Source organism: Pseudomonas sp. NPDC088414 (genome assembly GCF_044753325.1).
Taxonomy (GTDB): domain Bacteria; phylum Pseudomonadota; class Gammaproteobacteria; order Pseudomonadales; family Pseudomonadaceae; genus Aquipseudomonas.
In genome coordinates this window covers 37,520-58,150 of the sequence record NZ_JBIVMY010000032.1, presented here as the reverse complement: position 1 = coordinate 58,150, position 20,631 = coordinate 37,520, and the positions used below count along the sequence as shown (strand labels likewise).

21 protein-coding genes and 2 tRNA genes are annotated in these 20,631 nt (G+C 60.3%); 10 read left to right on the top strand and 13 right to left on the bottom strand.

Annotation, left to right across the window (positions count from 1 at the left end):
- The first annotated feature begins 55 nt into the window (after positions 1 to 55).
- The gene (gene thiO, locus ACIP8I_RS22195; RefSeq protein WP_400763967.1) at positions 56 to 1,156 is read left to right on the top strand and encodes a glycine oxidase ThiO; all 1,101 of its coding nucleotides are present in this window, start codon (positions 56 to 58) and stop codon (positions 1,154 to 1,156) included.
- Between the two features lie 90 nt (positions 1,157 to 1,246).
- Here thiO and ACIP8I_RS22190 read toward each other — a convergent pair whose 3' ends face one another.
- The 4 genes from ACIP8I_RS22190 to ACIP8I_RS22175 all read right to left on the bottom strand — a co-directional run bounded on the left by ACIP8I_RS22190 (position 1,247) and on the right by ACIP8I_RS22175 (position 5,552).
- Positions 1,247 to 2,593, bottom strand: a complete 1,347-nt coding sequence (locus ACIP8I_RS22190; RefSeq protein WP_400763965.1) for a sigma-54-dependent transcriptional regulator — start codon at positions 2,591 to 2,593, stop codon at positions 1,247 to 1,249.
- On the bottom strand, positions 2,590 to 4,179 hold the full coding sequence (locus ACIP8I_RS22185) for a sensor histidine kinase (RefSeq protein ID WP_400763963.1): 1,590 nt from the start codon (positions 4,177 to 4,179) through the stop codon (positions 2,590 to 2,592). Before ACIP8I_RS22185 ends, ACIP8I_RS22190 begins: the two co-directional genes overlap by 4 nt.
- Positions 4,169 to 4,402, bottom strand: a complete 234-nt coding sequence (locus ACIP8I_RS22180; RefSeq protein WP_007963850.1) for a PP0621 family protein — start codon at positions 4,400 to 4,402, stop codon at positions 4,169 to 4,171. The genes ACIP8I_RS22185 and ACIP8I_RS22180 overlap by 11 nt, the downstream gene beginning before the upstream one ends.
- A 127-nt stretch (positions 4,403 to 4,529) precedes the next feature.
- Positions 4,530 to 5,552, bottom strand: a complete 1,023-nt coding sequence (locus tag ACIP8I_RS22175; RefSeq protein WP_007963851.1) for an outer membrane protein assembly factor BamD — start codon at positions 5,550 to 5,552, stop codon at positions 4,530 to 4,532.
- Positions 5,553 to 5,703: 151 nt separating this feature from the next.
- Here ACIP8I_RS22175 and rluD point away from each other — a divergent pair, with 151 nt between their 5' ends.
- The 5 genes from rluD to ACIP8I_RS22150 all read left to right on the top strand — a co-directional run bounded on the left by rluD (position 5,704) and on the right by ACIP8I_RS22150 (position 10,540).
- Positions 5,704 to 6,666: a 23S rRNA pseudouridine(1911/1915/1917) synthase RluD gene (gene rluD, locus ACIP8I_RS22170; protein WP_007963852.1), complete on the top strand. Its 963-nt coding sequence runs from the start codon at positions 5,704 to 5,706 to the stop codon at positions 6,664 to 6,666.
- The gene (gene pgeF, locus ACIP8I_RS22165; RefSeq protein ID WP_400763960.1) at positions 6,663 to 7,385 is read left to right on the top strand and encodes a peptidoglycan editing factor PgeF; all 723 of its coding nucleotides are present in this window, start codon (positions 6,663 to 6,665) and stop codon (positions 7,383 to 7,385) included. The genes rluD and pgeF overlap by 4 nt, the downstream gene beginning before the upstream one ends.
- A 131-nt stretch (positions 7,386 to 7,516) precedes the next feature.
- Positions 7,517 to 10,081: an ATP-dependent chaperone ClpB gene (clpB, locus tag ACIP8I_RS22160; protein ID WP_400763958.1), complete on the top strand. Its 2,565-nt coding sequence runs from the start codon at positions 7,517 to 7,519 to the stop codon at positions 10,079 to 10,081.
- Between the two features lie 297 nt (positions 10,082 to 10,378).
- Positions 10,379 to 10,454, top strand: a tRNA-Asn gene (locus ACIP8I_RS22155).
- Between the two features lie 9 nt (positions 10,455 to 10,463).
- Positions 10,464 to 10,540: transfer RNA gene (locus ACIP8I_RS22150), tRNA-Pro, on the top strand.
- 176 nt (positions 10,541 to 10,716) lie between these two features.
- Here the strand turns inward: ACIP8I_RS22150 and ACIP8I_RS22145 are convergent.
- From ACIP8I_RS22145 to ACIP8I_RS22130, 4 genes are all read right to left on the bottom strand, one after another.
- Complete coding sequence (locus ACIP8I_RS22145) at positions 10,717 to 12,015, bottom strand: NAD(P)/FAD-dependent oxidoreductase (RefSeq protein ID WP_007963857.1); 1,299 nt, start codon at positions 12,013 to 12,015, stop codon at positions 10,717 to 10,719.
- 63 nt (positions 12,016 to 12,078) lie between these two features.
- Positions 12,079 to 12,252 (bottom strand): DUF3094 family protein, encoded by a 174-nt coding sequence (locus tag ACIP8I_RS22140; protein WP_003228304.1) that lies wholly within the window; start codon positions 12,250 to 12,252, stop codon positions 12,079 to 12,081.
- Between the two features lie 51 nt (positions 12,253 to 12,303).
- Positions 12,304 to 12,831 (bottom strand): MOSC domain-containing protein, encoded by a 528-nt coding sequence (locus ACIP8I_RS22135; RefSeq protein WP_007963858.1) that lies wholly within the window; start codon positions 12,829 to 12,831, stop codon positions 12,304 to 12,306.
- Complete coding sequence (locus ACIP8I_RS22130; RefSeq protein ID WP_003228301.1) at positions 12,828 to 13,454, bottom strand: DUF1780 domain-containing protein; 627 nt, start codon at positions 13,452 to 13,454, stop codon at positions 12,828 to 12,830. Before ACIP8I_RS22130 ends, ACIP8I_RS22135 begins: the two co-directional genes overlap by 4 nt.
- A 197-nt stretch (positions 13,455 to 13,651) precedes the next feature.
- On the opposite strand from ACIP8I_RS22130, the gene ACIP8I_RS22125 reads away from it, so the two are divergent.
- Entirely contained in the window at positions 13,652 to 14,341 is a 690-nt protein-coding gene (locus tag ACIP8I_RS22125; protein WP_400763955.1) for an energy-coupling factor ABC transporter permease, read from the top strand.
- 65 nt (positions 14,342 to 14,406) lie between these two features.
- Positions 14,407 to 14,622 (top strand): hypothetical protein, encoded by a 216-nt coding sequence (locus ACIP8I_RS22120; protein ID WP_003228298.1) that lies wholly within the window; start codon positions 14,407 to 14,409, stop codon positions 14,620 to 14,622.
- Positions 14,623 to 14,628: 6 nt separating this feature from the next.
- Here ACIP8I_RS22120 and yacG read toward each other — a convergent pair whose 3' ends face one another.
- From yacG to pilB, 5 genes are read right to left on the bottom strand one after another with little or no spacing between them, the layout of a single operon-like run.
- A complete protein-coding gene (gene yacG / locus ACIP8I_RS22115) occupies positions 14,629 to 14,829 on the bottom strand; it encodes a DNA gyrase inhibitor YacG (protein WP_007963861.1) in 201 nt (66 codons plus the stop codon).
- A complete protein-coding gene (gene coaE, locus ACIP8I_RS22110) occupies positions 14,826 to 15,449 on the bottom strand; it encodes a dephospho-CoA kinase (protein WP_400763952.1) in 624 nt (207 codons plus the stop codon). Before coaE ends, yacG begins: the two co-directional genes overlap by 4 nt.
- Positions 15,446 to 16,318 (bottom strand): prepilin peptidase, encoded by an 873-nt coding sequence (locus tag ACIP8I_RS22105; RefSeq protein ID WP_400763949.1) that lies wholly within the window; start codon positions 16,316 to 16,318, stop codon positions 15,446 to 15,448. The genes coaE and ACIP8I_RS22105 overlap by 4 nt, the downstream gene beginning before the upstream one ends.
- 1 nt (position 16,319) lies before the next feature.
- Positions 16,320 to 17,537: a type II secretion system F family protein gene (locus ACIP8I_RS22100; RefSeq protein ID WP_400763947.1), complete on the bottom strand. Its 1,218-nt coding sequence runs from the start codon at positions 17,535 to 17,537 to the stop codon at positions 16,320 to 16,322.
- 2 nt (positions 17,538 to 17,539) lie between these two features.
- Positions 17,540 to 19,240 (bottom strand): type IV-A pilus assembly ATPase PilB, encoded by a 1,701-nt coding sequence (gene pilB, locus ACIP8I_RS22095; RefSeq protein WP_400763944.1) that lies wholly within the window; start codon positions 19,238 to 19,240, stop codon positions 17,540 to 17,542.
- 228 nt (positions 19,241 to 19,468) lie between these two features.
- Here pilB and ACIP8I_RS22090 point away from each other — a divergent pair, with 228 nt between their 5' ends.
- Both ACIP8I_RS22090 and ACIP8I_RS22085 read left to right on the top strand, forming a co-directional pair.
- Positions 19,469 to 19,909 (top strand): pilin, encoded by a 441-nt coding sequence (locus tag ACIP8I_RS22090; RefSeq protein ID WP_098965660.1) that lies wholly within the window; start codon positions 19,469 to 19,471, stop codon positions 19,907 to 19,909.
- 299 nt (positions 19,910 to 20,208) lie between these two features.
- Positions 20,209 to 20,565, top strand: a complete 357-nt coding sequence (locus ACIP8I_RS22085; protein ID WP_367085752.1) for a BON domain-containing protein — start codon at positions 20,209 to 20,211, stop codon at positions 20,563 to 20,565.
- Positions 20,566 to 20,631 lie beyond the last annotated feature (66 nt).

Below are 20,631 nucleotides of genomic sequence, written 5' to 3'. Positions count from 1 at the left end.
ACCTTCTTCAGGGCGTCTTTTTGCGCCCACTGTCTTTTTTACGGTTGGATCAAACATGACCAGGCAACAGCAAGTGGTGATTGTCGGTGGCGGGGTGATTGGCCTGCTGACCGCCTACAACCTCGCCTCCGAAGTGCGCAGCGTGGTGCTGCTGGATCGCTCGAACGTCGGCCAGGAATCGTCCTGGGCCGGCGGCGGTATCGTTTCGCCGCTGTTCCCGTGGCGCTACAGCCCGGCAGTCACCGCGCTGGCGCATTGGTCGCAGGATTTTTATCCACAGCTGGGCGAGCGGCTGTTTGCCGATACCGGGGTTGATCCCGAGGTGCACACCACCGGCCTGTATTGGCTGGATCTGGAGGATGAAGCCGAAGCGCTGGCCTGGGCCGAGCGGGAAAACCGTCCGCTGCGGGCTGTGGATATCTCGGCGGCGCACGATGCGGTGCCGGTGCTGGGCGGCGGGTTCTCCCGGGCGATCTACATGGCTGACGTAGCCAACGTGCGTAACCCGCGTCTGGTCAAATCGCTGAAAGCCGCTTTGCTGGCGCTGCCGAACGTGACCCTTCACGAGCAATGCGAAGTTCGCGGGTTTGTGCGCGAAGGCGAGCGGGTGGTTGGCGTCGAAACGTCGAAAGGCCTGATCAGCGGCGATCAAGTGGTGCTGACGGCCGGGGCATGGAGCGGTGATCTGCTCAAGACGCTGGACCTGACGCTGCCGGTCGAGCCGGTCAAGGGCCAGATGATTCTCTACAAGTGTGCAGCGGATTTCCTGCCGAGCATGGTGCTGGCCAAGGGGCGTTATGCGATTCCGCGTCGCGACGGGCACATCCTGATCGGCAGTACGCTGGAGCATGAAGGCTTCGACAAGACCCCGACCGAGGTTGCGCTGGCGAGCCTCAAGGCTTCGGCGGTCGAGCTGCTGCCGGCGCTGGCGGAGGCTGAAGTGGTGGGGCATTGGGCCGGTTTGCGTCCGGGCTCGCCGGAGGGCATTCCGTATATCGGCCGGGTGCCGGGGTTTGAGGGTTTGTGGCTGAACTGCGGGCATTACCGCAATGGCCTGGTGCTGGCGCCGGCGTCGTGTCAGCTGTTTGTCGATGTGATGCTGGGGCGGGCGCCGATTATTGATCCGGCGCCGTATGCGCCTGAAGGTCGTATTTAAGGCAAAAGCCAAAGATCGCAGCCTGCGGCAGCTCCTACAGGAATCGCATTCCAATGTAGGAGCTGCCGCAGGCTGCGATCCTTTAAAGACTCAATCCAGCCCGAGTTTCTTCAGCCGATAACGCATCGACCGAAACGAAAGGCTCAAGCGCTGCGCCGCCGCTGTACGATTCCAGCGCGTTTCCTCCAGCGCCTGCAAAATCAGCTTGCGCTCGACGTTCTCCAGATAGTCCTCAAGGTTGTCGATTTGCGTCAGGTCGGCAATACCGCCCTCGACCGCGCAATTACCTTCGCTGAGACGTAAGTCCGCCGCCTCGATCAACTGGTTTTCACACAACGTGTGCGCCCGTTCGAGGACGTTTTCCAGCTCCCGCACATTCCCCGGAAAGCGGTAACTCTTCAGCGCCTCAAGCGCCTGCGGATGCAGACGAGCCGCCGCGCGGCCGCTGCCTGCCGCCAGGCGCTGGAGCATCTGCGCAGCCAGCACTTCGATGTCATCGCGCCGTTCGCGCAGGGATGGCACGCGCAGTTCGATCACGTTCAAGCGGTAATACAGATCCTGGCGAAAGCGTCCGGCGGCGACCTCGGCGTCGAGATCCTTGTGGGTGGCGCAAAGAATGCGCACATCGACCACCGCTTCCTGTTGGCCGCCGACGCTGCGCACGGCTTTCTCTTGAATTGCTCGCAGCAATTTCACCTGCATCGACAGCGGCAGGTCCGCCACCTCGTCGAGAAACAGGGTACCGCCGTGCGCGGCCTGGAACAGTCCGGGTTTATCCTCGACCGCGCCAGTGAAGCTGCCCTTGCGATGGCCGAAAAACTCGCTTTCCATCAGCTCCGACGGAATCGCCCCGCAATTGACCGGCACAAACGGCTTGCTGGCGCGCGGCCCCTGTTCGTGGATCAGCCGCGCGACCAGTTCTTTGCCGCTGCCCGATTCGCCGCTGATGTAGACCGGGGCCTGACTGCGCGCCAGTTTGTCGATCTGTTTGCGCAGCTCGCGCATGGGCTGCGAGTCGCCAAGCAGGCGCCGATCTATCGACGATACAGCGCCACCCGCCGCCGGCATGCGCAATGCGGTGCTGACCAGTTCGCGCAGGCGCGTGAGATCAACCGGTTTAGTGAGGAAGTCGAAGGCCCCGGCCTTCAGCGCATTGATCGCGGTTTCCAGGCTGCCATACGCGGTGATCATCGCTACCGGCAGTTGTGGATAACGTTGCTGGATGTGCTGCACCAGGTCCAGCCCCGTGCCGTCAGGCAGGCGCATGTCGGTCAGGCACAGATCAAACGCATTGCGCTGCAACAACGACTGGGCTTCGCCGAGATTGCGCGCGCTGAAGGTGTCGAGTTTCATCCGTCCCAGGGTGATTTCCAGGAGTTCGCGGATATCCGGCTCGTCGTCGACGATGAGGATTTTTTGCCGTGGGCTCGTGTTCAACTTTGTTTCCGTCCGTGAGCAAAGGTGATGCGAAAGCAGCCGCCGCCTTGGCGTGGTTTGAAGTCTAGGCGCGCCTGGTTGCTTTCGCACAGCTCACGGGACAGATAAAGCCCAAGGCCGGTGCCCTGGCTGCTGGTGGTGAAGAACGGTTCGAACAGATGCGCCTGCTGATCGGGCGGCACACCGGGGCCGTTGTCCTGTACTTCGAGCACCGCCAGCTGACTGTCGGCGTCGATGAACAGCGCCAGCCAGACTTCGGCCTGCTCATGCAGCAGGGCGCTGTGTCGCCAGCCATTGCGTAATAGATTGTCGAGAATCTGCGTGAGCTGGTCGGGGTCCATCAGCGTGATGAAGTCCCCGGAATTGATCCGCAAATGAATCGACTGGCGTTCGTTCGCCTGTTCGCGGCTCTCGGCAACAAAGTGTTCCAGCCAAGGCTTGAGATCCAGGCGTTGCGGAGCACTCTGCTGGCGACGCGACAGTTGCAGGACGTTTTCGATGACTCGGTTCATGCGCTGGGAGTGGTCTTGAATAATCTGCGTCAGACGCCGATCGGCGCCATCGAGTTCCTCGGACTCGCCCAATAGCTGCGCGGCGTGACTGATGGCCCCCAATGGGTTGCGGATTTCATGGGCGATGCCGGCGGTCAGGCGCCCGAGCGCGGCGAGCTTGAGTTGCTGGGCTTGCTGGGCGACTTGCGCAAGGTCTTCGAGAAATACCAGGGTTTGCTGGTTCGGACTCTGTGCGAGGGCGATGAAGTTCGGTTGCAGTTCCAGACCGTTGCCGGGAATCTTCAGGCTCTGCGGGCGCAGGGTCGGGTTGCTCAGCCACAGTTGCAGGCGCTCGACCAGTGCCGGCGAGTAGTCATCAATCAAATGCCCCTCAAGGTGCGACTGCGCCAGCAGATTTTTCGCGCTGTGATTGGCCAGTTGCACCCGACGCTGTTCGTCGAGCACCAGGATGCCGGTGCGCATGCGCTGCAGAATCAGGGCGTTGAGGGCCTCGAGGCCGACCACTTCGCTGGCGCGCTGTTCGGCGAGGGTCTCGCTGACTTCCAGGCGCCGAACCAAGCCCTGTACCAGCAGCGATGCGGCAAAACACAGGGCGCCGAGGGTCCCGGCTTGCAGGTAATTATTGGCACTCAGGGGCTGGTTGAACCCCAGCAGGAAACTGGAAGCGACAATGCCGAGGGCGCCGATGGCGGCAATCAGCAGGCCGATGCGTCGGCGCAGCAGGGTATTGGCGATCGCCACCGAGACAATCAGCAGGTTGCCGATGGCGCTGGCCACGCCGCCCGCCGCGTAGAACAGGCCGCACAGCAACAGCACATCGACCAGTGCCAGGCTGAACAGCTGCGCCGGTCGGCGAGTGTTCTCGAGGAACACCACCAGCAGAATGTTCAGCACCAGATACAACCAACTGCCGCTGCGCAGCAGGTCGTCGTCGGCCGAGGTCAGCAGGCGGTTGTCCATGTTGCTGGAGATCAACAGCACCAGGGTGATGCCGACGCTCAAACGGTAGAGATGATAGAGACGCAGCAGGCGCTGCGCCTGTTTACTGTCGGCGTGGGCGGCCTCAGCGATCACTGGTGCCCGGGCCTTGCTCAAGGTGAGCCTGGCTGCAATACCACTGTTGCTGAAGATTCAGCGCGCGATCGCGCGGCAGGTGCACGCCGCAATGGGCGCAGCGCACCATCGGCGCGGCGTCTTGCTCGCGGGGCGACTGGGCGGAAGCGGCGGGCGCCTTGAATTTTCGCCACAGCCATACCGCAGCAAAAATCAGGACAATCCAGAACAGTAAACGGAGCATGATGGGCGGCTTTTCGGCTAATGATTCGGCAGTTTAGCCAAGGAGCCGGCAAGCGCACAGACTATTAATGCGCGGCAATGAAAAAGGGAGATCCGCAGATCTCCCTTTTTTGTGACGCCCGGTGTGATCAGTCGAACACGCCGAAGGTCATGTAGCTGAACCACGAACGGTCATCGTTGTTGCCTGCGGCTTCGTGATGTTCTTCTTCAATCACGTCACCGTTTTCGTCTTTAGGCTTGAGCTCGTTCGGGATCGCGTCTTTCGCGTCCTGGAATTGCTTCTGCACGTCCTGGTTGGCGCGGGTTTCTCCCGGCGGCAGCGGTGGACGCGATTCGATCAGACCCAGCGTCGCCTTGCTCAGGAACGAACGGTTGTCGGCTTCGGCGACCGATGGCACGAACTGACCGTCTTTCAGGCTCGGGTGATTCGGGTAGTTGAGCTTCAGGGTTTCCAGGCTGGTGGCGGCCAGATCGTCCAGGTGCAGACGCTGGTAAGCCTCGGTCATCACCGCCAGGCCGTCGCCGACCGATGGGGTTTCCTGGAAGTTTTCCACTACATAACGGCCACGGTTGGCGGCGGCGACGTAGGCCTGACGGGTCAGGTAGTAGTCGGCTACGTGGATTTCGTAGGCGGCCAGCAGGTTGCGCAGGTAGATCATGCGCTGCTTGGCGTCCGGCGCGTAGCGGCTGTTCGGGTAGCGGCTGGTCAGCTGAGCGAACTCGTTGTACGAGTCGCGGGCAGCGCCCGGGTCACGCTTGGTCATGTCCAGCGGCAGGAAGCGCGCCAGCAGGCCGACGTCCTGGTCGAAAGAGGTCAGACCTTTCAAGTAGTACGCGTAATCCACGTTCGGATGCTGCGGATGCAAACGAATGAAACGCTCGGCGGCGGACTTTGCAGCTTCCGGCTCGGCGTTCTTGTAGTTGGCGTAGATCAGCTCCAGCTGCGCCTGATCGGCGTAGCGACCGAACGGATAACGCGACTCCAGGGCCTTCAGCTTGGCTGTGGCGCTGGTGTAGCTGTTGTTGTCCAGGTCGGTCTGAGCCTGCTGATACAGCTCGGCTTCGCTGAGGTTTTCGTCTACGACTTCCTTCGATGAGCAAGCAGCGGTCAATGCGAGGATGGCGATCAGCAGCAGGTGTTTCACTTGCATGGCGGCTTGCGTCCCTATGACGGCCGCTGTCTTGGGCGGGGCCGTCCTGTTATGATGAGCGCCCCGTTGAAAAGCCTCGGGGCAAAAGACGCCGTATTTAACCACAAGCGCGCAGCCGAAACCAAAGGCTGTGCCGACGCCCAGTCAGAGCATGTCCGATAAAATTGAACTTCGCGCAGAGGTGCCGTCCGATTTGGGCGGCCAACGCCTCGATCAAGTCGCCGCCCAACTCTTCGCTGAGCACTCACGCTCGCGCCTTTCCGCCTGGATCAAAGAAGGTCGCCTGACTGTGGACGGGGCGGTCATCCGCCCGCGCGACATCGTGCACGGCGGTGCCATCCTTGAGCTGACTGCCGAGCAGGAAGCCCAGGGCGAGTGGATCGCCCAGGACATCGAGCTCGATATCGTCTATGAAGACGACGACATCCTGGTGATCAACAAGCCTGCGGGCCTGGTGGTGCACCCGGCTGCCGGTCACGCCGATGGCACCTTGCTCAACGCCTTGCTGCACCACGTGCCGGACATCATCAATGTCCCGCGTGCCGGGATCGTGCATCGTCTGGACAAGGACACCACCGGTCTGATGGTGGTGGCCAAGACCATTCAGGCGCAGACCAAGCTCGTTGCCCAGCTGCAAAGCCGCAGTGTCAGCCGGATCTACGAGTGCATCGTGATCGGTGTCGTCACCGCCGGGGGCAAGATCAACGCCCCGATCGGCCGTCATGGTCAGCAGCGCCAGCGCATGGCAGTGATGGAGGGTGGCAAGCCCGCCGTCAGTCACTACCGCGTGCTGGAGCGTTTCCGTTCGCACACCCACGTGCGGGTGAAGCTGGAAACCGGCCGGACCCACCAGATCCGCGTGCACATGTCGCACATCAACTTCCCGTTGGTCGGTGACCCGGCGTACGGCGGTCGTTTCCGCATTCCGCCGGCCGCGAACCCGACCATGGTCGAATCCCTCAAGCACTTCCCGCGTCAGGCCCTGCACGCGCGTTTCCTCGAGCTGGATCATCCGACCACCGGTGAGCGCATGAGCTGGGAATCGCCGCTGCCGGAAGATTTCGTCTGGCTGCTGACCCTGCTCAAGCAGGATCGCGAGGCCTTCGTCGGATGAACTGGCTGACGCCGGACTGGCCTGCGCCGGCCAGCGTCAGGGCCTGTGTCACCACCCGCGAGGGGGGTGTCAGCGAGGCGCCGTTCGACAGCCTCAATCTGGGTGATCATGTCGATGATCGCCCGGAATCAGTCGCCGAGAATCGTCGGCGTCTGACCGAACACTTCTCGATAAAGCCTGCCTGGTTGCAGCAAGTGCACGGGATTGCCGTGGCCCATGCTGATCCGGGCGTGGTTGCCACCGCCGATGCCAGTTGGACGGCGACTCCCGGGATTGCCTGCACGGCGATGACCGCAGATTGCCTGCCGGCATTGTTCTGCAACCGTGCCGGTACTCGCGTCGCGGCGGCTCACGCTGGTTGGCGCGGTTTGGCGGCGGGAGTACTGGAAGCTACCCTCGATCATCTCGACACCGCTGCGGCGGACGTACTGGTCTGGCTCGGCCCGGCCATCGGCCCGAAAGCCTTCGAAGTCGGCCCGGAGGTACGCGAAGTCTTCGTCAATCAATTGCCGGAAGCAGCATCCGCCTTCGTCCCCAGCCACAATGCTGGCAAGTTCATGGCCGACATCTATCTGCTGGCGCGCTTGCGTCTGGCTGAACGCGGTGTCACTGCGGTTTATGGCGGCGGTTTCTGCACTGTGACCGATCCGCGCTTCTTTTCTTACCGCCGTGCGTCGCGCACTGGCCGTTTCGCCTCCCTTGTCTGGCTCACCCGCTAGACTTGCCTGACCTGAATCAACTCGCTGACGCTTGAATCTCCCAGAATCGACCGCATCTACAGTGGTATCTGGCAGGTTTCTTTATTCAGGATGGTTTTTAGGTCCGGCCTGCTCAAAAGGAAGGTGACCCCATGCGTATAGACCGTTTAACCAGCAAATTACAGTTGGCGTTATCCGACGCCCAATCCCTGGCCGTTGGCCACGATCATCCGGCCATCGAGCCGGCGCATTTGATGCAAGCCATGCTTGAACAGCAGGGTGGTTCGATCAAACCCCTGTTGATGCAAGTCGGCTTCGACGTTAACAGCTTGCGTAAAGAGCTGACCAAAGAGCTCGATCAATTACCGAAAATCCAGAACCCGACCGGCGACGTCAACATGTCGCAGGACCTGGCGCGTCTGCTCAATCAGGCCGATCGTCTGGCCCAGCAGAAGGGCGACCAGTTCATTTCCAGCGAGCTGGTGCTGCTCGCCGCGATGGACGAGAACAGCAAGCTCGGCAAGTTGCTGCTCGGCCAGGGCGTGAGCAAGAAAGCCCTGGAAAACGCGATCAACAACCTGCGCGGCGGTGAAGCGGTAAATGACGCCAACCACGAAGAGTCGCGTCAGGCGCTGGACAAGTACACCGTCGATCTGACCAAGCGTGCCGAAGACGGCAAGCTCGATCCGGTGATCGGCCGTGACGACGAAATCCGCCGCACCATTCAGGTTCTGCAGCGTCGCACCAAGAACAACCCGGTGCTGATCGGCGAACCTGGCGTGGGTAAAACCGCGATTGCCGAAGGTCTGGCCCAGCGCATCATCAACGGCGAAGTGCCGGACGGCCTCAAGGGCAAGCGTCTGTTGTCGCTGGACATGGGCGCACTGATTGCCGGTGCCAAGTATCGCGGTGAGTTCGAAGAACGCCTCAAAGCGCTGCTCAACGAGCTGTCGAAGCAGGAAGGGCAGATCATTCTGTTCATCGACGAACTGCACACCATGGTCGGCGCCGGTAAGGGCGAAGGTTCGATGGATGCCGGCAACATGCTCAAACCGGCGTTGGCCCGCGGTGAGCTGCACTGCGTCGGCGCAACCACGCTCAACGAGTACCGCCAATATATAGAGAAGGATGCGGCGCTTGAGCGGCGTTTCCAGAAAGTCTTGGTGGACGAGCCGAGCGAAGAAGACACCATCGCCATTCTGCGTGGCCTCAAGGAGCGTTATGAGGTTCACCATAAAGTGGCGATCACTGACGGTGCGATCATCGCGGCGGCCAAGCTCAGCCATCGCTACATCACTGACCGGCAGTTGCCGGACAAGGCCATCGACCTGATCGACGAGGCCGCCAGCCGTATCCGTATGGAGATCGACTCCAAGCCGGAAGTGCTGGATCGTCTGGAACGTCGCCTGATTCAGTTGAAGGTGGAATCCCAGGCGCTGAAGAAAGAAAGCGATGAAGCGGCGATGAAACGGCTGGAAAAACTCCAGGAAGAAATCGTCCGCCTCGAGCGTGAGTACTCGGATCTGGAAGAAATCTGGAACTCGGAAAAAGCCGAGGTACAGGGTTCGGCGCAGATTCAGCAAAAGATCGAGCAGTCGCGTCAGGAACTGGAAGCGGCGCGCCGTAAAGGCGATCTCAACCGCATGGCCGAATTGCAGTACGGGGTGATCCCGGATCTGGAACGCAGCCTGCAGATGGTCGACCAGCACGGCACGAGCGAAAACCAGTTGCTGCGCAGCAAGGTGACCGAAGAGGAAATCGCCGAAGTCGTTTCGAAGTGGACCGGTATTCCGGTATCGAAAATGCTCGAAGGCGAGCGCGACAAGCTGATGAAGATGGAAAGCCTGTTGCACCAGCGTGTGATTGGTCAGGACGAGGCGGTGGTTGCGGTCGCCAACGCGGTACGGCGCTCGCGTGCCGGGCTGGCGGACCCGAATCGTCCAAGCGGCTCGTTCATGTTCCTCGGCCCGACCGGTGTCGGTAAAACCGAGCTGTGCAAGGCGCTGGCCGAATTCCTCTTCGATACGGAAGAGGCGATGGTGCGGATCGACATGTCCGAGTTCATGGAGAAACACTCCGTGGCGCGGCTGATCGGTGCGCCACCAGGCTACGTGGGCTACGAGGAGGGCGGTTACCTGACCGAAGCGGTGCGCCGCAAGCCTTACTCGGTGATCCTGCTGGACGAGGTCGAGAAGGCGCATCCGGACGTGTTCAACATCTTGCTGCAGGTGCTGGAGGATGGCCGTCTGACCGACAGCCACGGGCGTACGGTGGATTTCCGCAATACCGTGATCGTCATGACCTCGAACCTCGGTTCGTCGCAGATCCAGGAACTGGTCGGTGACCGTGAGGCCCAGCGTGCAGCGGTGATGGACGCGCTGACGTCGCACTTCCGTCCGGAGTTCATCAACCGGGTCGACGAAGTGGTGATCTTCGAGCCATTGGCGCGGGATCAGATCGCGGGCATTACCGAGATCCAGTTGGGCCGTCTGCGCAGCCGTCTGGCCGAGCGCGAGCTGAAGCTGGAGCTGAGCCCGGAAGCGATGGACAAGCTGATTGCCGTCGGTTACGACCCGGTCTATGGCGCACGTCCACTCAAACGTGCGATCCAGCGCTGGATCGAAAACCCGTTGGCGCAGTTGATCCTGTCGGGGCATTTCCTGCCAGGCGACACGGCGACCGGCAAAGTGGTGAACGACGAAATCGTTTTCGACTGAGCCGAAACGCCAATGAAATAAGGAAGGCCTCGCTTTGCGAGGCCTTTTTTTCGTTAGGCTGTTGAACTCTAAGGAAAAGGCTTGTAAAGTGCGCCCCGCAGTCAGTCACCGGCAGCGTTTCAACCCACTGGGTTGAAAACTGAAATAAGTTGCAAATCATTAACTTGAAAGCAATTTAGGGGGTTGACAGAGGTGTTCTAGGTTGTAGAATAGCGCGCCTCAGACACACGAACGCAGCGATGCGAAAACGATGTCGAGAAGCTTCAAGTTTCACCGTTGCAAATTGAAATATGTAGTTCCGTGATAGCTCAGTCGGTAGAGCAAATGACTGTTAATCATTGGGTCCCAGGTTCGAGTCCTGGTCACGGAGCCAATTTCAAACCGGGGTATAGCGCAGTCCGGTAGCGCGCCTGCTTTGGGAGCAGGATGTCAGGAGTTCGAATCCCCTTACCCCGACCATATTGAAAATCCTCGTATCGAAAGATACGGGGATTTTTTTTGCCCATGAAAAACTCAGGCCCTACGCAAAACAATTGTAGGAGTGAGCCTGCTCGCGATAGCAGTGTGTCAGTCATGAATGAATTGACTGACCCACCGTTATCGCGAGCAGGCTCACTCCTAAAGGATTTACGCCATCAATGCAGCTTCAGGCGTGGCTCGGTGCCGCGGCCGATCTTGCTGCCCAGCATCAGCATCGCCGTGCGGAACGGCCCGTACAGCGCCATCTGGTGCATGCGATACAGCGACACGTAGAACATCCGCGCCAGCCAGCCCTCCAGCATCACGCTGCCGGTCAGGTTACCCATCAAGTTACCCACCGCCGAGAAGCGCGACAGCGAAATCAGCGAGCCGTAATCGGTGTATTTGTACTCCGGCAGGGTTTTGCCCTCGATGCGCAGCTTCAGTGACTTGGCCAGCAGCGATGCCTGTTGGTGCGCGGCTTGTGCACGGGGCGGCACGTTGCGATCCGAACCCGGTTGCGGGCAGGCGGCGCAGTCGCCAAACGCGAAGATGTTTTCGTCGCGGGTGGTCTGCAGGGTCGGCAGCACTTGCAGTTGATTGATGCGGTTGGTTTCCAGACCGTCGATGTCCTTGAGGAAACCCGGTGCGCGAATCCCCGCTGCCCAGACTTTCAGGCTGGCCTTGATCTCGTTGCCGTCGGCAGTGATCAGGCTGTCGGCGGTCACTTCGCTGACCGAAGCGTTGGTCATCACGTTGACCCCGAGTTTCTCCAGAGTCTTGTGCACCGGGCCGCTGATACGCTCCGGCAGGGCTGGCAGCACCCGTGGCCCGGCTTCGATCAGGGTGATGTGCATGTTTTCCGGTTTGATCCGGTCCAGACCATAGGCCGCCAGCTCATGCGCCGCGTTGTGCAGTTCGGCCGCCAGCTCGACGCCCGTGGCGCCGGCCCCGACGATGGCCACGCTGATCTGTTCTACCACATCGGTCTGCCCGGCGTGAGCGCGCAGATAGTGATTGAGCAGTTGCTGGTGGAAGCGTTCGGCTTGTTTGCGGGTGTCGAGGAACAGGCAGTGCTGCGCTGCGCCCTGGGTGCCGAAATCGTTGGTGGTGCTGCCGACGCTGATTACCAGCGTGTCGTACTGCACTTCACGGGCGGGAACCAGTTCCACGCCGTTTTCGTCGTAGGTGGCCGCCAGCTGGATTTTCTTCTGCGCGCGATCAAGCCCGCTCATGCGCCCCAACTGGAACTCGAAGTGGTTCCATTTCGCCTGGGCAACATAGTTGAGTTCGTCTTCGGAAGAGTTCAGCGATCCGGCAGCCACTTCGTGCAGCAGGGGTTTCCAGATGTGCGTGAGGTTCGCGTCGACCAGCATCACACTGGCCGTGCCGCGCTTGCCCAGAGTCTTACCCAGACGGGTAGCCAGCTCCAGACCGCCGGCGCCGCCGCCGACAATAACAATACGATGGGACATAGGGATAACTCGCAAGGTTTTTAAAGGAAATCGGTGCGGTTACCCGAGCGAGCGCGAGGCAGCTCATAGCGTCAGGTAACTGATTAATCGGCTCAGCAAGCCCAGACCAATGGTCACTGCCAGCACCAGCACCAGGAGCATCCACGGCCGGAAAGGCCGGCGCTCGACACGGTGTTGGGACAACTGCAGGTACTCTTCGACATGCTTCTGGTCTTCGGGGTTCAGGCGGCTGGTCATAAAGGCCTCGTCAGGTAGACGTTGCTGAAGGTGGGGAAGCTACAGCGGTTTTTAACCCGGGTTGAATGCAGCATAGCCACTGGCCGGAACCGGTTCGACCGAAACACCGTCGTCGAGGCGAATGATCCCGCTTTGTAACACCCGCGCGGTTATTCCGCCATGCCCGCGCACCGCTTGAAAGGTGCCGGGGCCAAGGTTGTTTTGCAGGCGCGCGCAGGGCTGACACCAGCCGGTGGTCTCGAATATTGCCTGACCGATGCGAAAGCGCCGACCTTTGAGACTAAACAGATTGATACCGCTGATGACCAGATTGCGCCGCAGGTCTTCAGGCCTCACGGGTTGATCGGCAGGTCGGCCCATCAGTGCGTTGATCACGGCCAGGTGTTCGAACTGAATCAACGTCACTTGCCGCGCGTTGCGCACGCCGGGGCGGGCGTGGTCACCGGTCAATCCGGCTTCGAGCCGTGCCTCGACGGCGTCAAGCTCGATCATCGGCCCGCGAGACTCCGGGCGCACGCCGATCCAGCGCACGCGGCCGCTTTGCGGCACGTCGGCGATCAACTGCTGCAGCGGCGTCACAGGCTGATCCCGACATCGAAGACGATGCTGCGACCGAGGTTGCTGCGCAGAAAGTCCGGCGCATCAGGATGGGCGAACAGCACCCGGGCGAACGTCGGGCCGACCAGCGACAGCGAGCGCCAGCCCTGACGCAAGTACTCGGTGGGCGGTGGAAAGTGGCTGTTGAGATCAAGCACCTCGCGCTTGAGGCTGGCGAAGGCAATGATGTCCAGTTCACCCAGATCCATACCGCGTTCCTTGTAGTTGTGCGCTTTTTTGCGCAAGGTCGGCGCCAGTCGCAACAGGAACTCATTGGCCGGGATCCGCCGTGGCTTGGCTTCACGGCGCACCAGTTGGCTGAGGGAAAACGCACTGCGCCGGCGCTGCAGTTCGTCGCGCCATTCGTCGTTGAGCCGGCGACCTTCATCGAGAACGAAGAACACTTCGAAATTGGCATCGCGAAACAGCACGTCCGGCGGCTCGCCGGCGGGGGCGAACTCATCGGCACGGTAAGGGATGTTCAAGCCTTGCAGCAGGCGCTGGCAGACCCAACGCTCACGCTCCCATTTGCGGGCATTGGACAGAAACGCGTTGGCTTGCTCGGCCGCAATGGTCAGCAGGCGTAAATAATCTGAGTCATCCATAGGCCCAAGCTTAGCGTTCAAATGCGACAAGCAGAAAGCTTTGCATCGGCGGATGCTGACAGCTCGCACGTTGAGCTCTTGTAGGAGCTGCCGAAGGCTGCGATCTTTTGACTGTCAAAGTGCAAGATCAAAAGATCGCAGCCTGCGGCAGTTCCTACAGGGGATGTGGGAGTTTTCCTGATAAAAGTGAGGGAGAGATGATCGGTGCAGAACTGCTGTCCTCGACAAGCCTGACACTCGGCTGGCTGATTTACCTGCCGGTGCTGCTGTGGGCGGTTGTCCGCGCGCCGTGGGTCGAATTGTTTAGTGACAGTCGTCGTCAGCATTTGCTGTTCGGCACGGTGTTCGCCTTGTTTCTGCTGTGGCTGGTGCGCAGGGATTTCGACACCGGGGTTTCCTATCACTTCATCGGCATGACCGCCGTGACGCTGCTGCTGGACTGGCCACTGGCGATTGTCGGCGGGCTGATTGCGCAGCTCGGTCTGGTGTTGCTCGGGCGTCAGGATCTGGCGGCGGTTGGGGTCAACGGGACGTTGCTGATCCTGTTGCCAGTGCTGATCACCGAGGGTGTGGCGATCATCGTCGAGCGCGCGCAGCCGCGTAATCCGTTCGTGTATATCTTCTGTTCCGGTTTTTTCGCCGCAGCGTTGTCGGCGTTGTTGTGTCTGACCCTGAGCCTGGGCCTGCTCTGGTACGACGGCCTGTTTGCCATGCCGGAATGGCTGGAAGATTTCATCGGCTATCTGTGGCTGCTGATCTTTCCCGAAGCGTTCATCAACGGCATGGTGATCAGCGCGCTGGTGGTGTTCAGCCCCGAGTGGCTGGAAACCTTCAACCGCACCCGCTACCTTTCGGCGCCTTGGAAGGACGACGATCCCAAGTCTTGATCCACATCAAATCCGCTTACCGCACGGCATTTCATGCTCGGCCAAATTCCTTCAGGAGCAGCGGCATGAGTGTTTACGAGTGGGCGAGGCAGGAAACGCGGCAGAGTCTGGACATGGCGCTGGAGGTGGGCTTCGATCCGGGCCTGAGTTTGCGCGCCTTGCTCAGCGCGGTGGTGCAGCAGAGCAAGACGGTGCGCAACGCCGAAGACCTGGCCGACGAGTTGCGCTTTCTCGCGGAAAACCTCGACGACGATCAGGACTACGGCTTCATGCGGCCCTGATCGCGTTCAGTGACGCGGGTCGAAATCGCCGGAGAACATTTCGTCTTCGGCATCCGGGGCGACCGGAATCTTGTGCTCTTCGGACGCCCAGGCGCCGAGGTCGATCAGCTTGCAGCGATCGGAGCAGAACGGACGAAACTTGTTCTCGGGGGTGAATTCCACGGGGGCGCCGCAGGTTGGGCAGTCAACGGTTGGGATTGGGCTCATGCTTGGCCTCCGGATAAAGTCAGGTAAAAGTGATGCAGGCGCTCGACTTCGCTGTGCAGCCAGGCGAGGTCGCGGTCGTTGACCACCACATCGTCGGCACGGCTCACGCGGTCTTCGCGGCTCGACTGGGCCTTGAGGATCGCCTTGACCTGCTGTTCGCTGGTCTGATCACGCTGCAAGGTGCGTTCGATCTGCAGTTGTTGCGGGGCGTCGATCACCAGGATGCGCTGGGTCATCGCGTATTGCCCGGATTCGATCAGCAGCGGCGACACCAGAATCGCATAAGGCGATTTTGCCAGCGCCAGATGGTGAGCGATTTCCTCGGCGATCAATGGATGCAGCAGGGCTTCGAGCCAGCGGCGTTCCTCCGGCACTTCAAAGATCAATTTGCGCAGGGCCGCACGGTCCAGCGTGCCATCGGCTTGCAGGACGCCGGGCCCGAAGTGTTCGGCAATCTTCGCCAGTGCCGGACGCCCCGGCTCGACCACCCAGCGCGCTGCGTGATCGGCGTCGACCACATGGATCCCGAGATCGATGAAGTGCTGGGCAGCGGCGCTTTTACCGCTGCCGATGCCGCCGGTCAGGCCGAGAATCCAGGGTTTTTCCACAGGGGTATTCATTTCAAACCGACAAACTGCCAATAGAAGTCGGTTATTTGACCACCCCAGAGCAAGGCAATCCAGCCGGCAATTGCCAGATACGGGCCGAAGGGGATCGGCGTCGAGGTTTTCTGCTCACGCAGACGCAGCAGAATCACCCCGACAATCGCCCCCACCAGCGACGACAGCAGGATCGTCAGCGGCAAAATCTGCCAGCCGCCCCAGGCCCCGAGCAGTGCCAGCAGCTTGAAATCACCATGGCCGATGCCGTCCTTGCCGGTCAGCAGCTTGAACAGCCAGAACACCGACCACAGCGCCATGTAGCCGGCCACCGCACCCCACAACGCCGCGTGCAGCGAGACGAACAGCCCGAAACTGTTGACGATCAGCCCCAGCCACAACAACGGCAACACCAGCACATCGGGCAGCAGTTGATGTTCGGTGTCGATCAGGCTCATCGCCAGCAGCCCCCAGGTAAGGACGATCAACAGGCCGGCCGGCCAGCCGAAACCCAGATGCCAGGCGACGAATGCCGAAAGCAGGCCGCAGGCCAGTTCGGTCAGGGGATAACGTTTGCTGATCGGTGCGGCACACGCGGAGCAGCACCCTCGCAGAAGCAGATAGCTGAGCAGCGGAATGTTTTCCCAAGCCCGAATCCGGTGACCGCAGTGCGGGCATTCGGAGTGCGGCAGCATCAGGTTGTAGGTCGGCAGTGGTGTTTCGCTCGGCAGACCGAGGACATCCTGCGCCTGCTGGCGCCAATCGCGCTCGAGCATTTTCGGCAGGCGCCAGACCAGTACGTTGAGGAAACTGCCGACCACCAGACCCAACAGCAGGGCGGTGCACACAAAGGCCAGCGGATACAGACTGAAGAGTTCGTCGATAGGCATGTCAGATCGCTGAGCCAAGCTGGAAAATCGGCAGATACATGGCCACAACCAGCCCGCCGACGATGACCCCGAGTACCACCATGACGAACGGCTCCATCAGGCTGGTGAGGTTGTCGACCATGTTATCCACTTCCTCTTCATAAAAACCGGCGACCTTGTCGAGCATGTCGTCCAGCGCACCCGACTCCTCACCGATGGCGGTCATCTGCACCGCCATGTTGGGGAAGACGCCGGTGCTGCGCATCGAGAAATTCAGCTGCATGCCGGTGGCGACGTCCTGGCGGATACGCAGCACCGCGCGTTTGAACACTACGTTGCCCGTGGCGCCTGCCACCGAATCCAGTGCCTCCACCAATGGCACGCCTGCGGCGAAGGTGGTCGACAGGGTGCGGGCGAATCGTGCCACCGCCGATTTGTACATCAGCGTGCCCACCAGCGGCAGCTTCAGCAGCCATGTATCCTTGCGGTCGCGCAATGCCTGGGATTTCTTCAGCGCATGACGGATGCCGAACACCGCTGCAATCAGTGCTCCAAGCACCGCCCACCACCATTGCTGCATGAACTCCGAGATACTGATTACCATCAGGGTAAAGGCCGGCAGTTCAGCACCGAAACCGGAAAATACCGACTGAAACTGCGGCACCACTTTTACCAGCAGAATCCCGGTAACGACCATCGCCACCAGTACCACGGCACTGGGGTAGGTCATGGCTTTCTTGATCTTGGCCTTGAGCGCTTCGCTTTTCTCCTTGTAGGTCGCAACCCGTTCGAGCAACGTATCGAGGGCGCCGGATTGCTCGCCGGCATCCACCAGGTTGCAATACAGCTCATCGAAAAACTGCGGCTTCTTGCGCAGGGCCGCAGCGAAGCTGTTGCCGGCGGCCACTTCCTGCTTCACCTCGTCTACCAGTTTGCGCATCGCCGGGTTGTCGAAGCCTTCGCCAATGATGTCGAACGACTGCAGCAGCGGTACGCCGGCCTTCATCATGGTTGCCATCTGCCGCGTGAACAGGGCGATGTCCTGGGCCTTGATACGTTTGCCGAGGCTGAGCAGGGAGGTAGATTTCTTGCGCACCTTGCCCGGGTTGATCCCCTGTTTGCGTAGCTGGGCCTTGATCAGCGCGGGGTTCTGCCCGCTCAGCTCGCCCGTGACCTTGCTGCCTTTGCGATCCGTGCCTTCCCAGGCGTAGATACTGATTTTCGCTGCCTTGACCGCCATGTTCAGTCCTTGGTGACCCGGTTGATTTCTTCCAGGCTGGTGATGCCTTGCATGGCCTTGTGCAGGCCCGAGGTGCGCAGGTCGTCGAAGCCGTCGCGACGCATCTGGCTGTCGATTTCCAGCGAGTTGCCTTCGGCCATGATCAGCCGTTGCAGATCAGGGGTGTTCTTTACCACTTCGTAAATCCCCACGCGGCCCTTGTAGCCGCCGTTGCAGAGGTCGCAACCGACCGGCTCATAGATCGTGAAACTGCCGATCTGTTCCGGCGGGAAACCTTCCCTGATCAATGTCTCGCGAGGGATTTCGATCGGTTTCTTGCAGTGGCTGCACAGCTTGCGCGCCAGGCGCTGGGCAATGATCAGGCTGACCGAGGTGGCGATGTTGAACCCGGGAATGCCCATGTTGTGCAGACGGGTCAGGGTTTCGGCGGCGCTGTTGGTGTGCAGCGTGGACAGCACCAGGTGGCCGGTCTGCGCGGCCTTGATCGCGATCTCGGCGGTTTCCAGGTCGCGGATTTCCCCGACCATGATCACGTCCGGGTCCTGTCGCAGAAACGAACGCAGGGCCTGAGCAAAATCCAGCCCCTGTTTCGGATTGACGTTGACCTGGTTGATGCCTTCCATGTTGATTTCCACCGGGTCTTCGGCGGTGGAAATGTTGATGTCGACGGTGTTGAGGATATTCAGGCCGGTGTACAGCGATACAGTTTTCCCCGACCCGGTAGGCCCGGTCACCAGAATCATGCCCTGCGGCTGCTTGAGCGCGGCCATGTACAGCTCTTTCTGCGCCGGTTCGTAACCCAATGCATCGATGCCGATCTGCGCGCTGGACGGGTCGAGAATCCGGATCACCACTTTCTCGCCCCACAAGGTCGGCAGGGTGTTGACCCGAAAGTCGATCGACTTGGTCTTCGACAGGCGCATCTTGATCCGCCCGTCCTGCGGTTTGCGGCGTTCCGAGATATCCAGGCTGGCCATGACTTTCAGGCGTGCGGCGATTCGCCCGGCCAACTGGATCGGCGGTTTGGCCACCTCGCGCAGGATGCCGTCGGTGCGCACCCGCACCCTGAAGTTTTTTTCGTAGGGTTCGAAGTGCAAGTCCGACGAGCCACTCTTGATCGCGTCGAGCAGCATCTTGTGCACGAAGCGCACGACCGGCGCGTCGTCGGCGTCGAGGCCGCCAATGGCGTCCTGGCGGCTGTCGTCGACGGACTCGACATCCACGCCGTCGAGATCGACGTCGGCCATGTCTTCGAGACCACTGGCGTGAGTGTCGAAGAATTTCTCGATGGCATCAGTGAGCTTGTCGTCCTCCACCAGAATGGCTTCGGTGCTCAGCCCGGTGCTGAACTGAATGTCATTGATCGCCTGATGATTGCTCGGGTCGGAAATGCCCACGAACAGCTTGTTGCCACGGCGCCACAAGGGCAGGGCATGGTGCTGGCGTACCAGTTTTTCACTGACCAGGCCTTTGGGCTGGGTTTCCTTGTCGAGGCAATTGAGGTCCATGAAGGCCATGCCGAAATGCTCGGAAGCGATCTCGGCCACCTGTGAGCTCTTCACCAGTTTGTTCTGCACCAGGTAGCTGACCAGCGACAGCCGATTGCGCTGCGCCTGTTGCCAGGCCTGCTGGGCGCTTTTTTCCGTAAGCAGTTCGGCCTGTACCAATTGCTTGGCCAGACCGCTCAGAGCGATGTCATTCATGGGGATTCCGGATGCTGACAGTTCATGACTTATAGCCTAGTCAAGTGACAGCGCCAAACACGCCCGGTACAGGTGACAAAAAGTGTCAGATAGTGCGGTTGCAGGTTGTAGGAAAGCGCGACACGGCGCCTTTATGCCGAGCGCACGGGGTCTGCAAGCGGTTGGCACGGCCTATGCTGAGCTCTTTGCAGATCATGAGATTCCGACTCATGCATGGAGAGCCTGTCTATGAACAACCAAAAAGGTTTCACACTGATCGAGCTGCTGATCGTGGTGGCGATCATCGGGATTCTGGCGACGATTGCCCTGCCGCAATACACCAAGTATCAGGCACGCTCGAAAGTCACTGCCGGGCTGGCGGAAATCAGCGCGCTAAAAGTGCCTTTCGAGGACACCATTAATCAAGGTACGGACCCGACGCTGACGCTGGTGGCAGGTAGCGCGTCGTTTACTACCACCAATTGCGGCACCGTGACCGCGTCCGGCACTGCGTCGACTGGCGCGGGGACCATCGTCTGCACCTTGGCCAACGCCCCGGCTCCAGTGTTGGGCAAAACCATCACGCTGACTCGTTCTTCGGGGACCGGCTCGGCGGCGGGTGTCTGGAGCTGCGCTTCGACGGTGAACGCCGACTACGCGCCTAAGGGTTGCCCTGGCAGCGGTGCCTGATTGACTCGACACGCGTCACCGGATGCCCCGCTTTGCGGGGCATTTTTTTGTCTTTTGACGCTGGAAAAAAGCTTCAAGAATTTCAGCGTGTTAGGAACTTTCCGAAAAGCCGCAACTTGCATGTCGATAATGCACTTGTCATGCAAATTGCATGATTCCGAAAATTTGCTTAATTCGTAAATCATTGTTTTAAAAGGATTTATTGTCTTTCGAAAAGTTGGCACAGCCTTCGCAATATACCTAGTAACCCTGCTGACAAGACAACCAGCAGACTTTCCAGAAAAACAGGAGTTACTCGTATGAAGAAGTTCGCTATCACTGCCGCTGCTGCTACCGCGCTGACCCTGACCATGGCTTCCGGTGCCTTTGCACAAACCACCCAGGCTACTCAGGCTCCAATGACTCTGGCTGCTGGTGAAATGACCAAGGCTAAAGAAGCTACTTCCGATACCTGGATCACTACCAAAGTCAAAAGCGACCTGGTAACCGAAAAAGGCATTCCTGGTACCGACATCAAAGTCGAAACCAACAAAGGTGTGGTTTCCCTGTCTTCTGACGTCGCTGTCACCGAAGCTCAGAAAACCACCGCGGTGAACATCACCAAGAAAATCAAAGGCGTCAAAGCGGTCTCCGCTGACGGCCTGAAAGCCGAGTAAGGCATGACTTCTCGCCTGGACCGGGAGAAGACGCGACAGACGGGCCGAGCAATACGTCTGCCGCAA